This is a genomic window from Alteraurantiacibacter aquimixticola, assembly GCF_004965515.1.
In the GTDB taxonomy this organism is placed as follows: domain Bacteria; phylum Pseudomonadota; class Alphaproteobacteria; order Sphingomonadales; family Sphingomonadaceae; genus Alteraurantiacibacter; species Alteraurantiacibacter aquimixticola.
In genome coordinates, this window is the sequence record NZ_SSHH01000001.1 from 237,963 (window position 1) to 256,151 (window position 18,189).

General features: G+C 65.3%; 19 protein-coding genes and 1 tRNA gene. 8 read left to right on the plus strand and 12 right to left on the minus strand.

The annotated features are described in order from the left end of the window. Window positions 1-19 precede the first annotated feature (19 nt). Window positions 20-1,597, plus strand: a complete 1,578-nt coding sequence (locus tag E5222_RS01020; protein ID WP_136691686.1) for a tryptophan halogenase family protein — start codon at window positions 20-22, stop codon at window positions 1,595-1,597. Here E5222_RS01020 and E5222_RS01025 read toward each other — a convergent pair whose 3' ends face one another. Next, window positions 1,598-2,086: a GNAT family N-acetyltransferase gene (locus E5222_RS01025; protein WP_136691688.1), complete on the minus strand. Its 489-nt coding sequence runs from the start codon at window positions 2,084-2,086 to the stop codon at window positions 1,598-1,600. It lies immediately after the preceding gene. A 5-nt stretch (window positions 2,087-2,091) separates the two neighbouring features. Beyond that, complete coding sequence (locus E5222_RS01030) at window positions 2,092-3,000, minus strand: prephenate dehydratase (protein WP_136691690.1); 909 nt, start codon at window positions 2,998-3,000, stop codon at window positions 2,092-2,094. A 121-nt stretch (window positions 3,001-3,121) separates the two neighbouring features. Here E5222_RS01030 and E5222_RS01035 point away from each other — a divergent pair, with 121 nt between their 5' ends. Then, window positions 3,122-3,757, plus strand: coding sequence for a c-type cytochrome (locus tag E5222_RS01035; protein WP_136691692.1), 636 nt, complete (start codon window positions 3,122-3,124; stop codon window positions 3,755-3,757). 74 nt (window positions 3,758-3,831) lie between these two features. Here E5222_RS01035 and E5222_RS01040 read toward each other — a convergent pair whose 3' ends face one another. From E5222_RS01040 to E5222_RS01050, 3 genes are all read right to left on the minus strand, one after another. After that, window positions 3,832-4,506: an RlmE family RNA methyltransferase gene (locus E5222_RS01040; protein WP_136691694.1), complete on the minus strand. Its 675-nt coding sequence runs from the start codon at window positions 4,504-4,506 to the stop codon at window positions 3,832-3,834. Continuing rightward, on the minus strand, window positions 4,506-5,720 hold the full coding sequence (locus E5222_RS01045; protein ID WP_136691696.1) for a Ppx/GppA phosphatase family protein: 1,215 nt from the start codon (window positions 5,718-5,720) through the stop codon (window positions 4,506-4,508). Before E5222_RS01045 ends, E5222_RS01040 begins: the two co-directional genes overlap by 1 nt. Before the next feature lie 95 nt (window positions 5,721-5,815). Then, window positions 5,816-6,619 (minus strand): sterol desaturase family protein, encoded by an 804-nt coding sequence (locus E5222_RS01050; protein ID WP_136691698.1) that lies wholly within the window; start codon window positions 6,617-6,619, stop codon window positions 5,816-5,818. Window positions 6,620-6,673: 54 nt separating this feature from the next. On the opposite strand from E5222_RS01050, the gene E5222_RS01055 reads away from it, so the two are divergent. After that, a complete protein-coding gene (locus E5222_RS01055; protein ID WP_246021493.1) occupies window positions 6,674-7,261 on the plus strand; it encodes a TIGR04282 family arsenosugar biosynthesis glycosyltransferase in 588 nt (195 codons plus the stop codon). Beyond that, the gene (locus E5222_RS01060) at window positions 7,261-7,983 is read left to right on the plus strand and encodes a glycosyltransferase (protein WP_136691700.1); all 723 of its coding nucleotides are present in this window, start codon (window positions 7,261-7,263) and stop codon (window positions 7,981-7,983) included. Before E5222_RS01055 ends, E5222_RS01060 begins: the two co-directional genes overlap by 1 nt. Here the strand turns inward: E5222_RS01060 and E5222_RS01065 are convergent. Together E5222_RS01065 and E5222_RS01070 are read right to left on the minus strand one after the other, a co-directional pair. Continuing rightward, entirely contained in the window at window positions 7,934-8,986 is a 1,053-nt protein-coding gene (locus E5222_RS01065; protein WP_246021494.1) for an SDR family oxidoreductase, read from the minus strand. The genes E5222_RS01060 and E5222_RS01065 overlap by 50 nt on opposite strands. Before the next feature lie 13 nt (window positions 8,987-8,999). Next, entirely contained in the window at window positions 9,000-10,052 is a 1,053-nt protein-coding gene (locus E5222_RS01070) for a methyltransferase domain-containing protein (RefSeq protein WP_136691702.1), read from the minus strand. Window positions 10,053-10,140: 88 nt separating this feature from the next. Here E5222_RS01070 and E5222_RS01075 point away from each other — a divergent pair, with 88 nt between their 5' ends. The 4 genes from E5222_RS01075 to E5222_RS01090 all read left to right on the plus strand — a co-directional run bounded on the left by E5222_RS01075 (window position 10,141) and on the right by E5222_RS01090 (window position 13,160). Further along, the gene (locus E5222_RS01075) at window positions 10,141-11,556 is read left to right on the plus strand and encodes a dihydrolipoyl dehydrogenase family protein (protein WP_136691704.1); all 1,416 of its coding nucleotides are present in this window, start codon (window positions 10,141-10,143) and stop codon (window positions 11,554-11,556) included. After that, complete coding sequence (locus E5222_RS01080; protein WP_136691706.1) at window positions 11,556-12,551, plus strand: radical SAM protein; 996 nt, start codon at window positions 11,556-11,558, stop codon at window positions 12,549-12,551. Before E5222_RS01075 ends, E5222_RS01080 begins: the two co-directional genes overlap by 1 nt. 38 nt (window positions 12,552-12,589) lie before the next feature. Further along, on the plus strand, window positions 12,590-13,006 hold the full coding sequence (locus E5222_RS01085; RefSeq protein ID WP_169053438.1) for a DUF2147 domain-containing protein: 417 nt from the start codon (window positions 12,590-12,592) through the stop codon (window positions 13,004-13,006). An 80-nt stretch (window positions 13,007-13,086) separates the two neighbouring features. After that, window positions 13,087-13,160, plus strand: a tRNA-Gln gene (locus tag E5222_RS01090). A 47-nt stretch (window positions 13,161-13,207) separates the two neighbouring features. On the opposite strand, the gene E5222_RS01095 is transcribed toward E5222_RS01090, so the two are convergent. Genes E5222_RS01095 through E5222_RS01115 form a run of 5 tightly spaced genes read right to left on the minus strand, consistent with a single transcriptional unit; the run spans window position 13,208 to window position 18,166 of the window. Further along, entirely contained in the window at window positions 13,208-14,353 is a 1,146-nt protein-coding gene (locus tag E5222_RS01095) for an LptF/LptG family permease (protein ID WP_136691710.1), read from the minus strand. A 14-nt stretch (window positions 14,354-14,367) separates the two neighbouring features. Beyond that, a complete protein-coding gene (locus tag E5222_RS01100; RefSeq protein ID WP_136691712.1) occupies window positions 14,368-15,528 on the minus strand; it encodes a glycosyltransferase in 1,161 nt (386 codons plus the stop codon). A gap of 7 nt (window positions 15,529-15,535) precedes the next feature. Further along, window positions 15,536-16,054: a DUF2141 domain-containing protein gene (locus E5222_RS01105; protein WP_136691714.1), complete on the minus strand. Its 519-nt coding sequence runs from the start codon at window positions 16,052-16,054 to the stop codon at window positions 15,536-15,538. Continuing rightward, a complete protein-coding gene (locus tag E5222_RS01110; protein WP_246021495.1) occupies window positions 16,038-16,973 on the minus strand; it encodes a hypothetical protein in 936 nt (311 codons plus the stop codon). The genes E5222_RS01105 and E5222_RS01110 overlap by 17 nt, the downstream gene beginning before the upstream one ends. 2 nt (window positions 16,974-16,975) lie before the next feature. Then, window positions 16,976-18,166 (minus strand): glycosyltransferase, encoded by a 1,191-nt coding sequence (locus E5222_RS01115; RefSeq protein ID WP_169053439.1) that lies wholly within the window; start codon window positions 18,164-18,166, stop codon window positions 16,976-16,978. Window positions 18,167-18,189 lie beyond the last annotated feature (23 nt).

Genomic DNA, 18,189 nt, shown 5'->3' on the forward strand with positions numbered 1-18,189 from the left:
AACGGCCCAATATGTCAACATGACGCAATTCGATCCCGGTGAACACCTTCCGCAACCGCCCAGCGACCAGAGCCTGCGCAGGGTGCTGGTGGTGGGCGGAGGCTCGTCCGGCTGGATGGCTGCGACCATGCTGGCGACCACGCTGTCGAAGGATATCTCGGTGGAGCTGGTCGAAAGCGAAGCGATCGGCATTGTCGGCGTAGGCGAGGCGACGATCCCGCCGATGCAGAAGTTCAACCACTTCGTGAAGCTGGACGAGGCTGCCTTCATGGCGGCGACGCAAGGCACCTTCAAACTGGGGATCGAGTTCCACAATTGGGGCCGTAAGGGCGACCGCTATCTCCACCAGTTCGGCGCGGTGGGGCGCGAGATCGATGCGCTGGTGAAGCTGCATCACTGGTGGCTGCTGGGACGACTGGCGGCAGCTCAGGATGGCAGGCCCTACCCGCAATTCCAGGAGCTTTACGTTGCCCAGGCCGCCGCGCGCGAAAACCGCTTCGCGCCCGCCGGACGGCCGAAGGACCAGCTGCCCAACCGCTATACCCATGCCTATCACTTCGATGCGCATCTCTATGCCCGGCACCTGCGCTCGGTAGCCGAGGAACGCGGCGCGGTGCGTCACGAAGGGCGCATCACCGATGTCGAACGCGACGGCGAAAGCGGGTTCGTCTCCGCCGTGGTGCTGGAAGATGGGCGGCGGCTGGAGGCCGACCTGTTCATCGATTGCTCGGGTTTCCGCAGCCTGCTGCTGGGCGGCGCGCTGGAGGAGGAGTGGGACGACTGGAGCCGCTACATCCCCTCCGACCGCGCTCTGGCGGTCCCAAGCAAGCGGCCCGACGGCGATATCCGGCCCTATACGCAGGGCATCGCGCATTCCGTTGGCTGGCAGTGGCGTATCCCGCTGCAGCACCGCACCGGCAATGGCCATGTCTTCGCCAGCGCCTTTTCATCCGAAAGCGAGGCGGAAGAACGGCTGCTGGCAACGATAGAGGGCGAAGCGCTCGATACGCCGCGGCTGATCAAGTTCCGGACCGGGCGGCGCAAGCGCGCATGGGTGAAGAACGTCGTCGGGCTCGGTCTTTCCAGCGGCTTCCTCGAACCGCTCGAATCCACCTCGATCCATTTCGTGCAGTCCGCGCTCGAACGGCTGGTCGACTATTTCCCCACGCGGGCAATGGACCCGGCGCTGGCGGAGGCTTTCAATCGCCGCACCGAGCAGGAATGGCTCGACGTGCGCGACTTCATCGTGGCGCATTACCATTTGTCGGAACGCGAGGATTCCGAGTTCTGGCGCTACACGCGCAATATGGCGATCCCCGACAGCCTCGCCCATGTGCTCGACGTGTGGCGGGCGCGCGGCATCCTCGACATTTCGGGCGGGCATCTGTTCCAGCTCGGCAGCTGGTCCTCCATGCTGATCGGCCAGCGCTGCCTGCCGGGCGGGGTCCATGCGCTCGCCGACAGGGCTGACCCGGCATATGCGGCGCAGGCCGTGCGCCGGATCGCGGACGAGTGTCGCACGGCAGCCTCGCGCCTGCCCAAGCACGCCGATTTCATTGCCGGCTATTGCGCCGCGCAGCCGATGGAAATGGCCTGATCAGTCGAGATTGCGCGACAGGCAGATGCTGAAATCGCCGGGCAGGTAGTCGCCGAAAGGCGCGCATTCGGAAAAGCCGTGCTTGCGGTAGAGGCCGAGGGCGGGATGGAACGGTTCGGTTCTTCCCGTCTCCAGCCCCAGCCAGCGATATCCGCGCCGCCGCGCTTCCGCCATCAGCTGCAACAGCACTGCTTCGCCCGCGCCGCGCCCGCGAAAGAGGTCGCTCGCTCGCATGGATTTGAGCTCGCCGCGCTGGTCATCGATATGGCGGATCGCGCCGACGGCGGCCAGCTGGCCGTCATGCCATGCGGAATAGAAGGTGACATCGGTCTGGCGCAGCCGCTCGACCGGCATGGCGTGGACCATCTCTGGCGGCGAGAACTGGTGCATCTCGTCCAGATGCTGTTGCAGCAGGGCGACGACTTCGGGGGCGGTCAGGTCGTCCTCGATCAGGCGAAAGGCATCCGGGGGAAGCCGCTCGCCAGACATAGGCCTCAGCCCCGCATCCGTGCCGAGCGGTAAGTGCCCAGCATGCGTACTTCCTTGGCGTGGAAGGCGAGTTCCTCCAGCGCGCGGTCCACTGCCGGATCGCCCGGCGCGCCCACGATGTCGCAATAGAACATGGTTGCGGCGAAGCTGGCGCCCTTCTGGTAGCTTTCCAGCTTGGTCATGTTGACGCCGTTCGTGGCGAAGCAGCCCAGCGCCTTGTAGAGCGCGGCGGGCACGTTGTTCACTTCGAAGACGAAGGTGGTCATCGCCTGCTCGCCTGCCAGCGATGCGGGATCGAGCGCCTCGCGCGCCAGCACCACGAAGCGGGTGGTGTTGTCATGCGCATCCTCCACCCGGTCCTCGATAACCTTGAGGCCATAGAGGTCCGCGGCCATCAGCGGCGCGATCGCCGCCTCGGTCGGATCGCCCTCTTCTATCACATGGGCTGCAGCGGCGGCCGTATCGGCATAGGCGAGCGGGGTGATGCCGCGCTCTCGCAGATAGTGGCGCGACTGGCCCAGCGCTTGCGGATGGCTGTGCGCGGCCTTGACGCTCTCCAGCGTGACCGTGTCGAGCGGAAGGCCCATCAGCGCATGGCGGATCTCGAGGAAATGCTCGCCCACGATGGCAAGGCCGCTTTCGGGCAGCAGGAAGTGGATATCGGCCACGCGGCCATGCTGGGAATTCTCGATCGGGATGATCGCGCAGCCGGCCTGGCCGCTCTTCACCGCCTCCAGCGCATCCTCGAAACTGAAGCAGGGCAGCGGCAGGCCATCGGGCGCATATTCCATCGCCGCGCGGTGCGAATTGGCGCCAGGCGCTCCCTGAAACGCAACGGCGCGCTCGGGCTCTGCAGCGGCGGCGGCGCGCATTTTTTCGACGAGCGCGAGGGCGGGAGCGGGAAAGCTGTGCATGGTGCAAAGCCGCCTATCGCCACTGCTCAGGGCAAACAAGCCACTATCGGCACTTGCGCCGGACGCCATGCCCCACTAGAGCGCCCCACAACCTTGGCTCAACCGTGCAGATGAATCGTCCATGACTGACCGTCTCAATACCATTTTCGGCTGGCTTCTTTTCGCAGGCGTCGTTGCGCTGATGATGCGCTTTGCGATGAACCTGATCATGCCCGATGCGGAAATGCCCGAACAACCCGGCTATGTGATCGAAGCTGCCGATGCAGGCGGTGCGGACCAGGGTCCGGCACTGGCAACCCTGCTTGCTGGCGGCGATGCGGCTGCGGGCGGCAATTCCTTCGCCAAGTGCGTGGCCTGCCACACGATCGATCAGGGCGGCGCCAACGGCATCGGCCCGAATCTCTTCGGTGTGCTGGGCCAGCCTGTCGGCCAGCATGTTGCCGGCTTCGACTATTCCAGCGCGCTGGCCGATCATGGCGGTGAATGGACTTACGAGAACATGGACGCCTGGCTCTCCAGCCCGCGTGCCTTCGCCAATGGCACGAAGATGAGCTTTGCCGGCCTGTCCGATCCGCAGGAACGCGCCAATGTCATGCTCTACCTGATGGAGAATGGCGGCGGTCCCGCGCTTCCCGAACCCCCGGTGGAAGAGCCCGCTGCGGAAGAAGGTGACGCAGCAGGTGCCGAAGAGGGTGAAGCCGTGGCCGAAGACGCTGCCGAGGAAGGCGCGGAAGCCGAACTCGAGGCGGCAGCCTGATCGCTCGACAGCTTTAGGTTCGAGAGGAAATGGGCCGGGAGCAATCCCGGCCCTTTTCATTTGTGGCGTCCCGGTCAGTCGTCCTCGGCGCGTCCCTTGAAGCCCTGCGCCACGACATACCATTCGGAGCTGCCCTTGCGGCTGGCGGGCGGCTTGGCATGCTTGACGGTCTTGAAGTGCTTCTTGAGCAGGTCGAGCAGGTCCTTGTCCGTCCCGCCGGCCAGCACCTTGGCAACGAAAGCCCCGCCTTCCGCCAGCGTCTCCACCGCGAACCACGCGCCCGCTTCCACCAGTGCCATGGTGCGCAAATGGTCGGTCTGCTTGTGGCCCACCGTGTTGGCGGCCATGTCCGACAACACCAGGTCGGGCGGGCCGTCCAGCGCCTCTTCCAGCTTCTGCGGGGCAGCATCGTCCATGAAGTCCATCTGGAAGATGGTGACGCCCTCGATCGGTTCGGTCTCAAGCAGGTCGATACCGACCACGCCCGCCTTCGGCGCGCGCTTGCGTACGACCTGGCTCCAGCCGCCCGGCGCAATGCCCAGGTCGACCACGCGTTGCGCGCCTTTCACGAGACCGAACTTGTCGTCGAGTTCGATCAGTTTGAAGGCCGCACGGCTACGATAGCCATCGGCCTTGGCCTGCTTCACGTAAGGATCGTTGAGCTGCCGCTCCAGCCAGCGCTGCGAGCTTGCCTTGCGCTTCTTCGCCGTCTTCAACCGACGGTCCGCATCCTTGCCTGCTCGTGCCATCAGCCCTGTCCCTTGCCCTTCTGGTCGCGCAAAGCGGCCTGCGCCTGCGCGCCTTCGGCATCGGCGGTCATCATCGATCGCAGGATCCCCTCGCGAATGCCGCGATCGGCCACGCCCAGTCGCGGCGCGGGCCAGATGTCGAGGATCGCTTCGAGAATGGCGCAGCCCGCCACCACCAGGTCCGCGCGTTCGTTGCCGATGCAATTCAACTGCCGCCGTTCCTGCGGAGAAAGCGCGGACAATTCCTGCGAGATATCCCGCATCGATGTGGCGGGCACGATCAGCCCGTCCACCGCCTTGCGATCATATTGCGGCAGTTCGAGATGCAGGCTGGCGAGCGTCGTCACCGTGCCGCTGGTGCCCAGCAGGCGCAGGTCGGGCGAGCGGTGGGCGTCGATCCGTTTGGCGAATTCGGCAAAGCTCTCGCGCACCAGCCGCTTCATCTCGGCATAGCGGGCGAGGCGTGCTTCCTGGTCGCCTTCCTCCGGTCCCACCGTCTCGGACAGGGAGACCACGCCCCAGGGCACGCTCTGCCAGTCGAGGATGCGGGGCACGGGCGCGCCGGGTTCGATCAGCACCAGCTCGGTCGAGCCGCCGCCGATATCGAAGATCACCGCCGGGCCGATGCCGTCCTCCAGCAGGATATGGCAGCCCAGCACCGCCAGCCGCGCTTCTTCCTGCGCGCTGATGATGTCGAGCACGATGCCGGTCTCCTTGCGCACCCGCTCGATGAATTCCCCGCCATTATCCGCCCGGCGGCAGGCTTCGGTGGCGACCGATCGGGCGAGGTGGACATTGCGCTTCCTCAGCTTGTCCGCGCAAATGCGCAGCGCGCCCACCGCGCGGTCCATCGCCTTGTCCGACAGGCGATTGGTCTGTGCCAGTCCTTCGCCCAGCCGCACGACGCGCGAAAAGGCATCGATCACCACGAAGTTCTCGTCGGACGGTTTGGCGATCAGCAGGCGGCAATTATTGGTGCCGAGGTCGATCGCGGCATAGGCCTGGCGATAATTGTGATGCGGCGGGCGGCGCCAGCTGGTGGCGTCGCGCATCGTGCCCTTGCTGCGGGATTTATCGGAATCCGGGCGCTTGCTGGCCCTGTTGCCGGAATTCTGGCGCGCCTTGGCCGGTTGCCTGTCGGGACGGTCCTTGCTTCGTCCCTGTCGATCACCGGCCTTTACCTTGCGGCCGTCCGGCGGAGACATGTCCGCCATAATTTGTAAAACTCACTACTTCTCAAAACCCGCCACACGAGCGGAACCTGAGTGCAGGCTAGCGCATGGGTAGCGCTCCCGCAAGGAGAGCGGCCTTATGCCTCCGACCGGGCGCCGCCAGTGCGCGCCGGGGCGAGCAGGGCGGGGACGAGCTCGACATCGCGTTCGGCCAGCGCATCGTCGACCCCGATGGCGATATCCTCCTGCGCCACATCGTCGCGATAAGTGCCGTGGAGGTGATCCCAGATGGCGATGCCGCTGCTCCAGTTGCTGTCCATTTCGGACAAGTCCTGCGAATGGTGGATGCCGTGCATCTTCGGCGTGGTGATCACGCGGGAGAGTTTCTCGTCCAAGCCCTTTGGCAAGCGCGTGTTCGAATGGTGGAACAGCACCGAAAGCACGAAGAAGCCCTGCCACGCCTTGAGCATCTTCGGATCGACGCCGGACACGCGCACCTGCACCAGCCGCCATGGCAGGGAGATCAACATGTCGAGGAAATGGAACCTCACCGCCGTGCTCATGTCCATGTCCGGATCGACATGGTGGACGCGGTGGAAGCGCCACAGGAAAGGCACCTTGTGCGTGGCGATGTGCCAGAGATAGAAGCCGTAATCCATGGCGAGGAAAGCGGCGAGCTTGCCGATGATCCCGCCTCCCAGCGCGTGCTGCAATCCGCGCTGCTCGCTCTCATTGCGCCGTGCGATGGCCTGCGTCGCCGGGGCTTCGCTCACCATGATCATCGCCTGGCAGCCCGCCCCCATCGCGGCATTGCGGATGGTGCGCGGAAGCGGATCGCGCGTCTGTTTCCTCAGCGGGCGGCGGCGTTCGGCAAGCGCGATCGCCCCGACAATGCCGAGCGTCGCGGCGAAGCCCGCAGCCTTGAGGAATCGCGATGCCATGGCGCGCGACAATGGCGGTTCGCCAAAGCCGCGTCGAGAGGCTAGGGGAAGCAGATGGCCGCCATTCCGGAACCCGTCGTCGCGCTGTTTGCGAAATATCCGCATCCCGGCAAGGCCAAGACGCGGCTGATCCCAGCGCTGGGGCCGAGCGGCGCGGCGCATGTCCATCGCCTGCTGGTGGAGCGGACCATCGCCACCATCCGCGCGAGCGGGCTTGCTTTCGACGTGTGGTTCACGGGGGCGGAGCGTGCCGACTTCGCCGAATGGCTCGGCGATGACGTGACACTGGTGGACCAGGGCGAGGGCGACTTGGGCGCGCGGCTCACCCGCGTGGGCGGACCGGCGATCCTGCTGGGCGCGGACGTGCCGGACCTTGCGCCGCGCCATCTGCGCGACGCGGCGAGCGCACTGGAGCGGCGCGATGCGGTGATCGGCCCGGCAAGCGATGGCGGATATTACCTGCTCGGCTTCAATCGCCGGCTGCCTTTCCTGTTTACCGATATGCCCTGGGGGACCGACGCGGTTCTGGCCGAGACCTTGCAGCGCCTGTCGCAAGCTGGCGTCGAACCGGCGATGATCGACGAACTGGAGGATTGCGACCGCCCGGCCGACCTCGCCCGCTGGCCCGAATTGCTGCCCTGATGCGCATTTCCATCGTCATCCCGATGCTGAATGAGGAGAAGGCGCTCCCGCAGCTGGCCGAGGTGCTGGGACGGCTCGATCCCGCGCCGTTCGAGGTGCTGTGCGTCGATGGCGGGAGCGAGGATGGTTCGGTGGGCTTGGCGGAGAGCTATGGCTGGCGCGTCGTGAACAGCGCGCGGGGGCGCGGGCTTCAGATCAACACCGGGGTCGAAGCGGCGCGCGGGGAAGCGGTGCTGGTGCTCCATGCCGATACCTATCCGCCTGCCGATGCGATGCAGGTGATCGTCCAGACGCTCTCCGATCCGCGCATCGCGCTCGCCAGTTTCACGCCGGTGATCAAGGGGTCGGAGAAGACGCGTTGGGGCACCACGGCGCATAACTGGGCGAAGACCTGGTACGCCCCGCTGCTCTTCCGGCCGCTGCTATTCTTGAGGGGGGCGCGGCTCCTGTTCGGCGACCACGGCATGTTCTTCCGCCGTCACCAGTTCCTCGATGTCGGCGGTTGCGATCCTTCCGCCAAGGTGATGGAGGAAGTGGATTTGTGCGCCAAACTGGTGGAGCTAGGCCGCGTGAAACTGGTGCCGCGCATGATCGAAACCAGCGACCGCCGCATCGCCGAATGGGGCGCGCTGAAGGCCAACTGGACCTATCTGAAAGTCGGTTTCCTCTGGGCTATGGGTGTGCGGGAGCGGCTCGAGCGTCACTATCCGGACGTGCGCTGACCGGCGGCGCAGGGAGGTATCCCGCCGCCATGCCATAGGCGATTAGCCGGTCCATCCATTCGCTATCCGTGGGTGGGCAGGTGAGCCCGGTCAGTGCGCGCAGTTTGCGGTCATCGAACCGGGGACTGCGGGTGAAATAGCTTCCGAAAGTGGCGAGCATCCGCCCGGCCACGCGTGCTTCCATCGGCGAGAGGCTGGCGAGATCGAAATCGGCGGGAGCTACTATTTGCGGATCGGGGAAATGGGGCACGCGGGCGACGCCGTGGGCCAGCTCGGCGGAGGGTGTGGGCGTTGCCGCGACGAGGTGGAAATAGCCGCCCTGGGCCTCATCCATCCTCTCGGAAATGCGGGCAATTCCTTCTGCGACATGGTCGATGGGAACGAGGTCGAGCGTGGAGTTTGGGTCGGCGGGGAAGGTCGTGATCTTGCCGCGCGCCATCAGGCGGAAGACATTGCAAAGCGAGGGAAAATCGCGGATCGCGCCGGTCTCTGAATGGCCCAAAGTAATCGAGGGGCGGGCGATCGCGAAGGGCACGCCGCTTGCCGCCACCAAGGCCTCGGCGCGGGCCTTGCTCGCCTCGTAATTGTTGGCGAATTGGGTGCCTTCAGGGACCGGCCCTTCCTCGATAACCCCTTGGCGAAGGCCGCAAACATAGGCGGTGGAGACGTGCGCGAACTTCGCTCCGCAAGCCTTGGCAAAGGCAAGCGCGTTGGCGGTCCCCTGCACATTGTCGCGCTCCAGCTCCTCCTCCGGCGCGTCGAACTGAAGCGAGGCTGCGCAGTGCACAACGAGGTCTAGCGCATGCCTGGCGGGGTCTAGCTCCATCAAGGGCAGGGTGACGTCGCCCGAAACCACGCTGGCGACGGGCACATCGGCCCCATCATTGCCGCGCACCTCTTTCGTTCGGCGGACCATGGCGGTGATGTCATGTCCCCGCGCCGCCAGCCGTGCGCAAACCTCGCCGCCGATCAGCCCGGCGGCACCTGTGACCAGAATCCTCAACAGCCCAAATCCCTCAACAACAGGGCGCCGCTTCGCTCTTGGCCGGATTAGCATCGCTCTGGCCGAAAGGAACGGCGGTGCCGCAACCGGGGAAGACGCCGAAATGCGTGTCGAAATTGCCGATGAATTCGAAATGCTCGGCCAGCCGAGTTTCTGCCAGCATCAGCCAGCTGTTCCCGCACACCGGGAAGATACGCCCGCGTTCGATCGCGTGGTGGTCATCGAGGTGGAACATCTGCTCCTCACCCGGCACCGTGCCCTTGTAGATCACAGCCTGGCCGTAATCCTCGCATTGCGGTTCCAGCCCGGCGAGCTTGAACAGGCGGTAGGTGGCGGAAACGAAGGCGATCCCTTCCAGCTTCTTCGCCACTTCCGCATCGTTGATGCCCAGCACCCGGTCGGTGACGAGGCGCGGATCGGCGAAACCGGCGCGCTTGGCCAGCATGTCGAAATCGCCCCAATAGAGCGCGCCGGACAGGCATTCGCCGTGCAGCACCGGGTCTTCCAGCAAGTGCTTTGGCACGCGGCGATCAGCATAGACGTCGGAGAAATAGAGCTCCCCGCCCGGCTTCAGCACGCGGTGCGCGGCGCGGAAGACCGCTTCCTTGTCGGCGACGAGGTTGATCACGCAATTGGAGACGATGACGTCGAAGCTCTCCGGCTCCAGCCCCAGTTCGTCCAGCTTCTCGATATCGCCTTCCACGAAGCGGACATTGCGATATCCGAAACGTTCCGCATGCCAGTCGAGATGTTCGTTCGCCACCGCGAGCTGTTCGGGCGTGGCATCGACGCCGGTGACCGAGCCCTTCGCGCCGACCAGCTGCGCCAGCAAATACGCGTCCTGCCCGCTACCCGATCCGAGATCGAGCACATTGCACCCCTCGATCGCCTGCGGGACTACCAGGCCGCAGCCGTAATAACGGGCCTTCACTTCCGGATGGACGTTCTTCAACGCATCGAGAATAGCGGGCGCAGGCATTTCGAGCGTGCAGCAGGCATCGGTCCGAAGGTCCGTACTGCCTCCCAGCACCTTTCCATAATAGTCCTGCGAATTCTGGAGATTCATGAAACTACCTGTCCCTTCGGGTCGAATGGCTTGATCATAGACAGGAATATTGTCGCTTGGCAGCGCTTTTCGGTTACCGTGGGGACCAATGGAATATTCGCATGACGTGATCGTGATCGGCGGCGGTGCTGCGGGATTGACCGCCGCGGGCGGCTGCGCGCTGTTCGGCCTCAAGGTCGCGCTGATCGAGAAGGGCGCGATGGGGGGCGAATGCCTCAATAATGGCTGCGTTCCATCGAAGGCGCTGATCGCTTCCGCGCGCCGAGCCGCCGAAGCGCGCGAGGAGAAGCGGCTGGGCGTGCAACTGGCCGCGCCGCAGGTCGACTGGATGGGCGTGCATGGCCACATCCACGCAGCCATCGCCGCCATCGCCCCGCATGATTCACAGGAGCGTTTCGAGGAGATGGGCTGTGAGGTGCTGCGTGACCATGCCACCTTGCGGGACCGGCACACGGTGGAGGTTGCGGGTCGCAAGCTGACCGCACCACGCATCGTCATCGCCACCGGCTCCGAGCCTTTCGTGCCGCCGATCGAGGGGATCGATAGCGTCCCTTATCTCACCAATGAGAACCTGTTCGAGCTGACCGAACAGCCGAGGCACCTTGTCATCATCGGTGGCGGCGTGATCGGCATGGAAATGGGTCAGAGCTTCCGCCGCCTCGGCAGCGAAGTGACCATCATCAATCCCGGCCCGCTGATGGGGCGAGACGATCCGGACTCGGTCGCCGTCGTGCAGGCACAGATGGAGCGCGAAGGCGTGCGCTTTGTCGATGGCAAGGCGGCCAAGGTTGCAGGCAGCTCCGGCACCATCACCGTCACCACTGATGGCGGGGAAACGCTCACCGGCTCGCACCTGCTCGTCGCCGTCGGCCGCAAGGCGCGCACTTCCGGGTATGGGCTGGAGGAGCTGGGTATCGAACTGGGCCGCAACGGCATCAAGGTCGATGCGCGCCGCCGGACGTCCATCAAGAACATCTACGCCATCGGCGATTGCCGAGAGGGGCCGCGCCTCACCCATGTCTCGGGCTATGAAGGCTCCAACGTCGTGCTCGAAATCGCCACCGGCCTGCCGACCAAGGTGGACTGGAAGGCGCTGCCCTGGTGCACCTATACCGATCCCGAAGTCGCCCAGATCGGCATGACCGAGGCCGAGGCGCGGGAGAAGCATGGCGAGGCTGTGACGGTGGTGCGCGAGGATTTCGACCACAATGACCGCGCTGTCTCGGAAGGCGAGATTGCGGGCCACATGAAGCTGGTAATGAAGGGCAAGAAGGTCATTGGCGCCAGCATTGTCGGCCATAATGCGGGCGAGTTGTTGCTGCCGCTGACGCAGGCGATCACGGGCAAGAGCAGCAGTTTCGCGCTTGGTGGTGCGGTGATCGCCTATCCCACCCGTTCGGAAATCACCAAGGCGCTGGCCTTCAAGACATGGGAGCCGACCGTCTTCGGTTCGCTGCCCAAGAGCTATGCGCGGTTCGTCTCGAAACTGAGGAAACTGTTCTGATGGCGAGCCGCGTGAAGAGCCGCAACGTGCCCACGGGACCATCGCCTTTCGCGATTCCGGACAAGGTGCCTCTGAAGCGCGAGAAGTTTGCCGATCCGGCGGTGACGGCGGATGGCTCTCCGCGCGCATCGGTGGCGCTGGATCACCTCGAAACGCTGTGGCTCAACACCGGCACGCTCTGCAATCTCGCCTGCGCCAGCTGCTATATCGAAAGCTCGCCCACCAATGATGCGCTGGTCTATCTGAGCGCCGAGGACGCGGCGAGCTTCTATGACGAGATTGCCGCGTCCGGCCAGCATGTGCGCGAGATCGGCTTCACCGGCGGCGAGCCTTTCATGAACCCGGCCTTCTTGCGGATGCTGGAGGACGCGTTGGACCGCGGACATGAGGTGCTGGTGCTGACCAATGCGATGAAGCCCATGCGGCGGCATGAGGCGGCGCTGCTGGCCCTGCGCGAGCGGTTCGGGGATCGGCTTACCCTGCGCGTCTCCATCGACCACCACACACAGGCGGTGCATGAAGGCGAGCGCGGGCCGAATAGCTGGGCCCCGATGATCGATGGCCTGCAATGGCTCTCCACCCATGGCTTCTCCATCGCCGCCGCCGGACGCTCGCTGGCGGGTGAGGACATGGGCGCGGCGCGCGCCGCCTATGCCGAGCTATTCGTGCGCGAGGGTATCGCCATTGACGCCGCCGATCCCGCGCGGCTGGTGCTCTTCCCGGAGATGGACGAGAGCGCCGACGTGCCCGAGATCACCACCGCCTGCTGGTCCATCCTTGGCAAGTCGCCTTCGGACGTGATGTGCGCCACCAGCCGGATGGTCGTCCACCGCAAGGGGGAAGGGCGCGCCCGCGTCGTCGCCTGCACTTTGCTGCCCTACGATGCGGGCTTCGATCTGGGCGAGACTTTGGCGGAGGCCGCGCGCGAGGTGCCACTCAACCACCCGCATTGCGCGCGCTTTTGCGTGCTGGGCGGGGCGAGTTGTTCGGCGTGATCAGGACCCGTTCAGCCGCGTCATGCGTTATGGGCGGCATGGGACGTCTGATCTTCGCATCCGCCGCCGCGGCACTGGCGCTGGCCGCGCCCGCATCCGCGCAAAGCTCCATCGACGGGACCTATGTCGACTCGGGCGGCTATGTGGAGATCACGGTTGAGCGCTGCGGATCGGTGCGTTGCGGCAAGATCACCCGGATCATCCGCAACAAGCCGGGTGAGAGCAATCGCGACCGCCACAATGATAATCCCGCCCTGCGCGAGCGCCCGATCCTCGGCATCACCCTGCTGCAGGACCTGCGCTGGGATGATGGCGCATGGAGGGGCGAGGTCTACAACCCGGAAGATGGCGGAACCTATCGCACCGAAGTGCGCCCTGCTGCGGGTGGCGCGCTGGAAGTGAAAGGCTGCGTCGCCTTCATCTGCCGCACGCGCCTCTGGCCCGCGAAAACCTGACAAAATCGCGCCGCCGCGCAGCTTTCCAATCTGCGGGTCTTGACCGAATCCAAGCCGCGTTATAGACGCGCGCCCTCTGTTGCCCCGTCGTCTAATGGTAAGACTACGGACTCTGACTCCGTCAATTGAGGTTCGAATCCTCACGGGGCATCCAGTTTTCCACCAGTTTCCACCGCAAGCCTTGCCGGCAATGACGATGCGTCACGCGCAGCTGTGCCTCGCTGCGGCTGGCGGCCTTGCGAGCACGATGCCTCGCCGGATTCGCTTGAACCCGGACAGGATCGCCCGATCCACCGCGCCGAAGCCGCTCCGGTTCTGCCAGAGGATCAGGGCCATCACGAGGGCGGTCCAGCACATTCCCAAGGCAAGCGCATCGGCCATCGGCGTGAGCCATATGCGCGTTTCGATGAGCGAGAGGGACTTGATAAAGGCCACAAGCAGGCAAAGTCCCAGCGCGAAGCCGATCGGGCTTGAAGATCGCATGGGAGGGCGCCCCAGCGCGAAGGCCAGCAAGGGCGTCAGCAGCACCAGGACGACCCACAGCATGCGCGCGAAGGCTGCCGCCCGGTGGTCAGGATCGGGCGAGCGCAGCAACTCATCAAGGCTTCGGCTGCGCAAGGGATTGTCCTCGGCGTGTCCGGATTCCATACGGATGCCTTCGGGGCGGGATTCGAAGGCCAGCATCGCGAAGCTCAATACCGTCCCGTCGGCCTTGCCGATCGACTGCCCATCGATCAGCCGGACAAAGCTCCTGCCGTCCGGGGCAAATCCCAGCTTGCCGCTTGAGGCATTGTAGGTGCGTTCATCGTCGACGATCATCAGGCCGCCCAGCGTGGCGGAGTCCGGGTCGACGCTATCGAAATACACCATCATCCCGTCGCCGAGATCGTGGAACCTTCGCGGGGCCAGGTTGATGCCGAAGTCGCCATTCGCCATGCGCTGGCCGATTTCATCGATCCTGCGCTCACCCTCCGGCTGCATCCACCCCTGGTTGGCGAGGACGAAGGCCGCGACCAGAACGCTGAGCAGGACAGGCATGCGCATCCAGCGTCGGGGGCCGATGCCGGTCGCCTCGATCACAGCCAGTTCGCCGCGCATTGCGAGCTTGCGGACCGACAAGGCAATGGCGAGGTAAAGTCCCACCAGCATGCCGATCCCGGCATATTCGGGCAGCAGGCCGAGAACGGTCTGCCAGACGATGTATCCGCGCTGGCCGGAAAGGCGGGTGATCTCGATCAGCCGCGGGATATGCTCGAGCACCATCAGCGACATGATAATGCCGATCACGCTGCCCAGCGTGCCCAGCGATGAGCCGAGCACATATCGATCGATCCGGGCGAGGAGCATTGCTCCGCCTCCGATCAGGCAGCCGCCGCGCTCTTTTGGGGAACGAGCCCCGAATAGAGCCGGAAGAGATCGCGGAAGTGCTCCTCCATGTTGCGGGGTGGGGGACTGGCCGCCGCCCGCAATCCGCCATCGGGAAGCTGGAGGATCGCCCGCACGATATCTGCCATGTTGGTGGGCGTGAAGCCGAGCGCCGGGTTATGGCGGACGAAATCGCTCGCCCCGCCAAGATTGGGCGCGATCAGCGGAAGGCCGCTGGCATGCGCCTCTGCGGCGATCATTCCGAATGTCTCGGCCTCGCAGCCATGCAGCAAGGCATCGGCGCTGGCCAGGATCGCGGCGAACTGCTTGCGATCGCGCACCGGGCGGAGAAGGCGGATATGCGGGTTTCCCGCGATGGCGCGCATGATCTTTCGATGCGCGCGCCCCTCTCCGAAAATGACGAGGCCGATCGGGCGGTGTGCTCCCGCAATCGTCGCCGCCTCGACCAGCATGGGTACGCGCTTTTCGGTGGCAAGGCGCCCGGCGCTGACCAGCAGGGTCGCTTCTGGCCCAAGCTGGCAAAGGCCCAGCAAGCGCTCGCGCAGGGACTCGCTGCGAAGCGCGGGTGAGAACAGGCCGGGCTCGACGCCCATGGGCATGGTCACGACATTGGCCACGCCGCCATCCGACAGGCGCTGCGCAAGGCTGGAATTGGCCGCGATCACGGCGTCGAAGCTCCTGCCGTAACGGCGCAAGCGCTCCCAGAACCAGTCGAAGACGCGATCGACCGAGGCGGGCTGCGCGATCCCCTCGAACCAGCGATAGACATGGGCCGACAGCGGTTCGGAATGCATCACCAGCGCACGCGGGACCGGCTGCGGATAGGCCGCAACGTAATTCGCGCTATTCCATGGAGAGGAAGCCTCGATCAGATCCGGCTGCAGGCGGTCGAGCGCGGCATGTACCGCCGCCTGATCGGCAAAGGAGAAATATTTCCGGTCGAGCGGGAAGTGCGGGGAAGCGAGCGTGACAATCCGGGCGGATCCGGAAATCTCCACCGTGCGATCCGCTGCGCCCGGGGCGAGCAGGGTGATATCCTGCCCCAGCTTTTCGGCGACCCGCAGCTTCTGCTCCACATAGGTGCGAATGCCGCCGCCCTCGGGCGTATAGAAACCACAGACATCGACAATGCGCATAGGCTGTTCAGTCCTCCAGCGGCCGCATCCTGAGGCCGCGCAGGTAATTCACGACGATCCTGATTTCCGTGCGCCCGGCCCCGGCGACCGCGCTCGCTTCTTGCGCTGCCGGCTGGCTGATCCCGAGCCGGGGATTGCCCGCAAAGCCGATCCCGTCGTTCCGCCAGTTGAAGCGCCGATTGGAATTGCGATCATGCAGCAGCACCACCGAGTAGCGCCCCGCCTGCGGCACCCTGACACAGAGCTGGGGCTGGGCAGCCGCCGGCACCGCGACTTCGATGCGGCGGAAGGTCTTGCCAGCCGAAATGAGGATATTGTCGTCGGCCAGGAAATCATCGTCATTGGCGGGATAGACTTCCAGCTTGAGCTTACCTTGCCGATCGCGCAGCCCGACCACATCCACGAGGAAAGCCGGACCCTGCTCATTGGTGCGGCACCGGCCTTCGGCCTGGCCGAGGTCCGGCGTCGAAGGGATGCTCGCCTGCGCCAGCACGGGCAGCAGGGCGAGGCTAGCGAGCAGGCGCATCGCTGCGTTCTCCGGTGAGCAGGTCGATGAGCGAGAAGCCGAGGCCAACAATCAGGTTGGCGGCAAGGATCAGCCCCGCCATCATCGCCACCAGCCCGGCGATCTCGAGATGCGCGCCCGCCGCCAGCACGGCGACGCCGGCAAAGACCACATCCTTGTTGGGCACGAAGGGCAGGCGCGAGATCAGCAGCCGGATTGCGGCGAGTACCAGCCACCAGCCGATCGGCGTTTCGGGCAGCACCATATTCCATAGCATCGCAGAGATGAGCGTCGTGGCGAGGATACGGGCGACATGGACGGCGAAGACCATGCGCAGCTCCGATGCAGGGAGCGAGAACAGCGCCTTGCGCCAGACCATCACCGCAAGCGAACTGGCGACAACGAAAGCGAGCGACCAGCCGATCTGTGCGCCATGCTCACCCAGCGGCAGCAGGTCGAGGAAGGGGATGGCGAGCGCGATCAGCACCAGCGTCATCACATTGCCCGCCATGGCGGAAAGCACTGCCACGTCCTTCACTGCACCGAAGGGCGCCGCCTCTACCTGGCTGTTCTTGCGCGCCCAGGCATAGAACCACGCCTCGCCAAGATAGCCGAGCAGCAATTCGTTGTAGACGAGCTTGCGGGTTAGCGCGCCAAGGGCAGGGCGGCCCACGCCCCACAGCCGGTTGAAGATATACCATTCGCTGAGCGGCCCGGCCATGAAGCCGAGAGCGAACAGCACCCAGAAGGACGGCGAGGACGGGACAAGATCCAGGATGCTGGCTGCATCAAGCGTACTGATCTGCGAGAGCGCTGCCGCGACGACCAGCAGCGACAGGAGGATGGTGAGAGCGCGGGTCCAGCTGAAGGTGCGGGGCCGGTCTTGCGGCAGGAGGGGGATGGTGTCGCCGCTGACCGGCAGGAGCATTTGTTCTGTCATTCTCACGCCTTGTGGTGGTGATTGCCTTGACAGACGCCGCCACCGCGCGGTTCCCGCACTTGCTCACCGGATTTCTCCGGCGCCTGCGCTTCGCATGCTTCTGCGAACAGCCCGAGATAATGTTGTGAGGCCCGTTCGAGGGTGAAATCCGCAGCGAAGCACCGCCTGTCCTCCTGCGGCGGATCGAGCTTGCTCGCTTCGACCATGGCGCGCGCCAGCGCTGCTGCATCGCCGCGCGGAGCAAGTCTGCCGAAAGCGCCATCGCCCGCCAGCCATGCCATGCTGGCACAGCAATCGGTGGCAGCGATCGGCAGGCCAGCGGCCAGCGCTTCGATCACGACCGCAGGAACGCCCTCGTAATCGGAGGACAGCACAAGCACATCGGCATCGCGATAGAGTGCCGTCATGTCGTGAACGTGTCCTGGCATGGTCAATTGCGCGGCAATGCCCAGCCGTCCGGCCTCGCGCTCCAGCGCCGCGCGGCACGGGCCTTCGCCGGCGATCGCCAGCCGGTCACCCGGCGATGCCATGGCGGCAAAAGCCCGCAGCAGCAGCGCGAAGTTCTTTTGCGGCACCAGCCTGCCCACCGCGAGGAAGCTGCGCCCGGCGCGGTCATTCGCCTTGCGCCCGGCGAGCTTTGCCAGGCCAGCGCATTCGGCTTGCGACAGTGCCGGGTCCGGGATCACGCTCACCCTGTCAGCCTTGATCTGCAGGGCGCTGGCGACGGGCTCGCGCATTGGCGCACCGATCGCCACGAAATGGTCGAGTAGGCGGCCCTGTAGTGAGAGCCAAGCGCGATAGGGCGCGGCCAGCGGTCCTGACATGTCGGGCCGGTCGAGATCGTTGCTCACCTTCACCACCACCGGCGGGCAGCACTGCCCGAGCAGCAGGCGCGCAACGACGCAGGGCGCTGTATAGGTGAGTCCGGGGCAGAAGATGACATCGGGCCGCTCGCGCATCAGGAAGCGCAGCAGGCACAGCATCATCCAGATGGTTTCCCAGCCGGCGGTCGGGATGGGCTCGCGAAATGTCCGGTAATCGAGCGCGGGCCGATCCTCACGGCAGGTCCCGCGGTCGCGGCCGAGCACGACCGCGACATCGTGCCCTTCCTCCTGCCAGCGTTCCGCCAGCCGCAGGCCTACGCGCTCGACGCCGCCGGGTTCGAATGCGTGGATCGGTATGGCAATGCGCATGTCCTGTGGACGCCGCGGCGAGC

Bases quoted from the DNA above. Each gene is read 5' to 3' on its own strand.
- E5222_RS01020 (WP_136691686.1), top strand. From the start codon at position 20: ATGACGCAATTCGATCCCGGTGAACACCTTCCGCAACCGCCCAGCGAC.
- E5222_RS01025 (WP_136691688.1), bottom strand. From the start codon at position 2,086: ATGTCTGGCGAGCGGCTTCCCCCGGATGCCTTTCGCCTGATCGAGGAC.
- E5222_RS01030 (WP_136691690.1), bottom strand. From the start codon at position 3,000: ATGCACAGCTTTCCCGCTCCCGCCCTCGCGCTCGTCGAAAAAATGCGC.
- E5222_RS01035 (WP_136691692.1), top strand. From the start codon at position 3,122: ATGACTGACCGTCTCAATACCATTTTCGGCTGGCTTCTTTTCGCAGGC.
- E5222_RS01040 (WP_136691694.1), bottom strand. From the start codon at position 4,506: ATGGCACGAGCAGGCAAGGATGCGGACCGTCGGTTGAAGACGGCGAAG.
- E5222_RS01045 (WP_136691696.1), bottom strand. From the start codon at position 5,720: ATGGCGGACATGTCTCCGCCGGACGGCCGCAAGGTAAAGGCCGGTGAT.
- E5222_RS01050 (WP_136691698.1), bottom strand. From the start codon at position 6,619: ATGGCATCGCGATTCCTCAAGGCTGCGGGCTTCGCCGCGACGCTCGGC.
- E5222_RS01055 (WP_246021493.1), top strand. From the start codon at position 6,674: ATGGCCGCCATTCCGGAACCCGTCGTCGCGCTGTTTGCGAAATATCCG.
- E5222_RS01060 (WP_136691700.1), top strand. From the start codon at position 7,261: ATGCGCATTTCCATCGTCATCCCGATGCTGAATGAGGAGAAGGCGCTC.
- E5222_RS01070 (WP_136691702.1), bottom strand. From the start codon at position 10,052: ATGAATCTCCAGAATTCGCAGGACTATTATGGAAAGGTGCTGGGAGGC.
- E5222_RS01075 (WP_136691704.1), top strand. From the start codon at position 10,141: ATGGAATATTCGCATGACGTGATCGTGATCGGCGGCGGTGCTGCGGGA.
- E5222_RS01080 (WP_136691706.1), top strand. From the start codon at position 11,556: ATGGCGAGCCGCGTGAAGAGCCGCAACGTGCCCACGGGACCATCGCCT.
- E5222_RS01085 (WP_169053438.1), top strand. From the start codon at position 12,590: ATGGGACGTCTGATCTTCGCATCCGCCGCCGCGGCACTGGCGCTGGCC.
- E5222_RS01095 (WP_136691710.1), bottom strand. From the start codon at position 14,353: ATGCTCCTCGCCCGGATCGATCGATATGTGCTCGGCTCATCGCTGGGC.
- E5222_RS01100 (WP_136691712.1), bottom strand. From the start codon at position 15,528: ATGCGCATTGTCGATGTCTGTGGTTTCTATACGCCCGAGGGCGGCGGC.
- E5222_RS01105 (WP_136691714.1), bottom strand. From the start codon at position 16,054: ATGCGCCTGCTCGCTAGCCTCGCCCTGCTGCCCGTGCTGGCGCAGGCG.
- E5222_RS01110 (WP_246021495.1), bottom strand. From the start codon at position 16,973: ATGACAGAACAAATGCTCCTGCCGGTCAGCGGCGACACCATCCCCCTC.
- E5222_RS01115 (WP_169053439.1), bottom strand. From the start codon at position 18,166: ATGCGCATTGCCATACCGATCCACGCATTCGAACCCGGCGGCGTCGAG.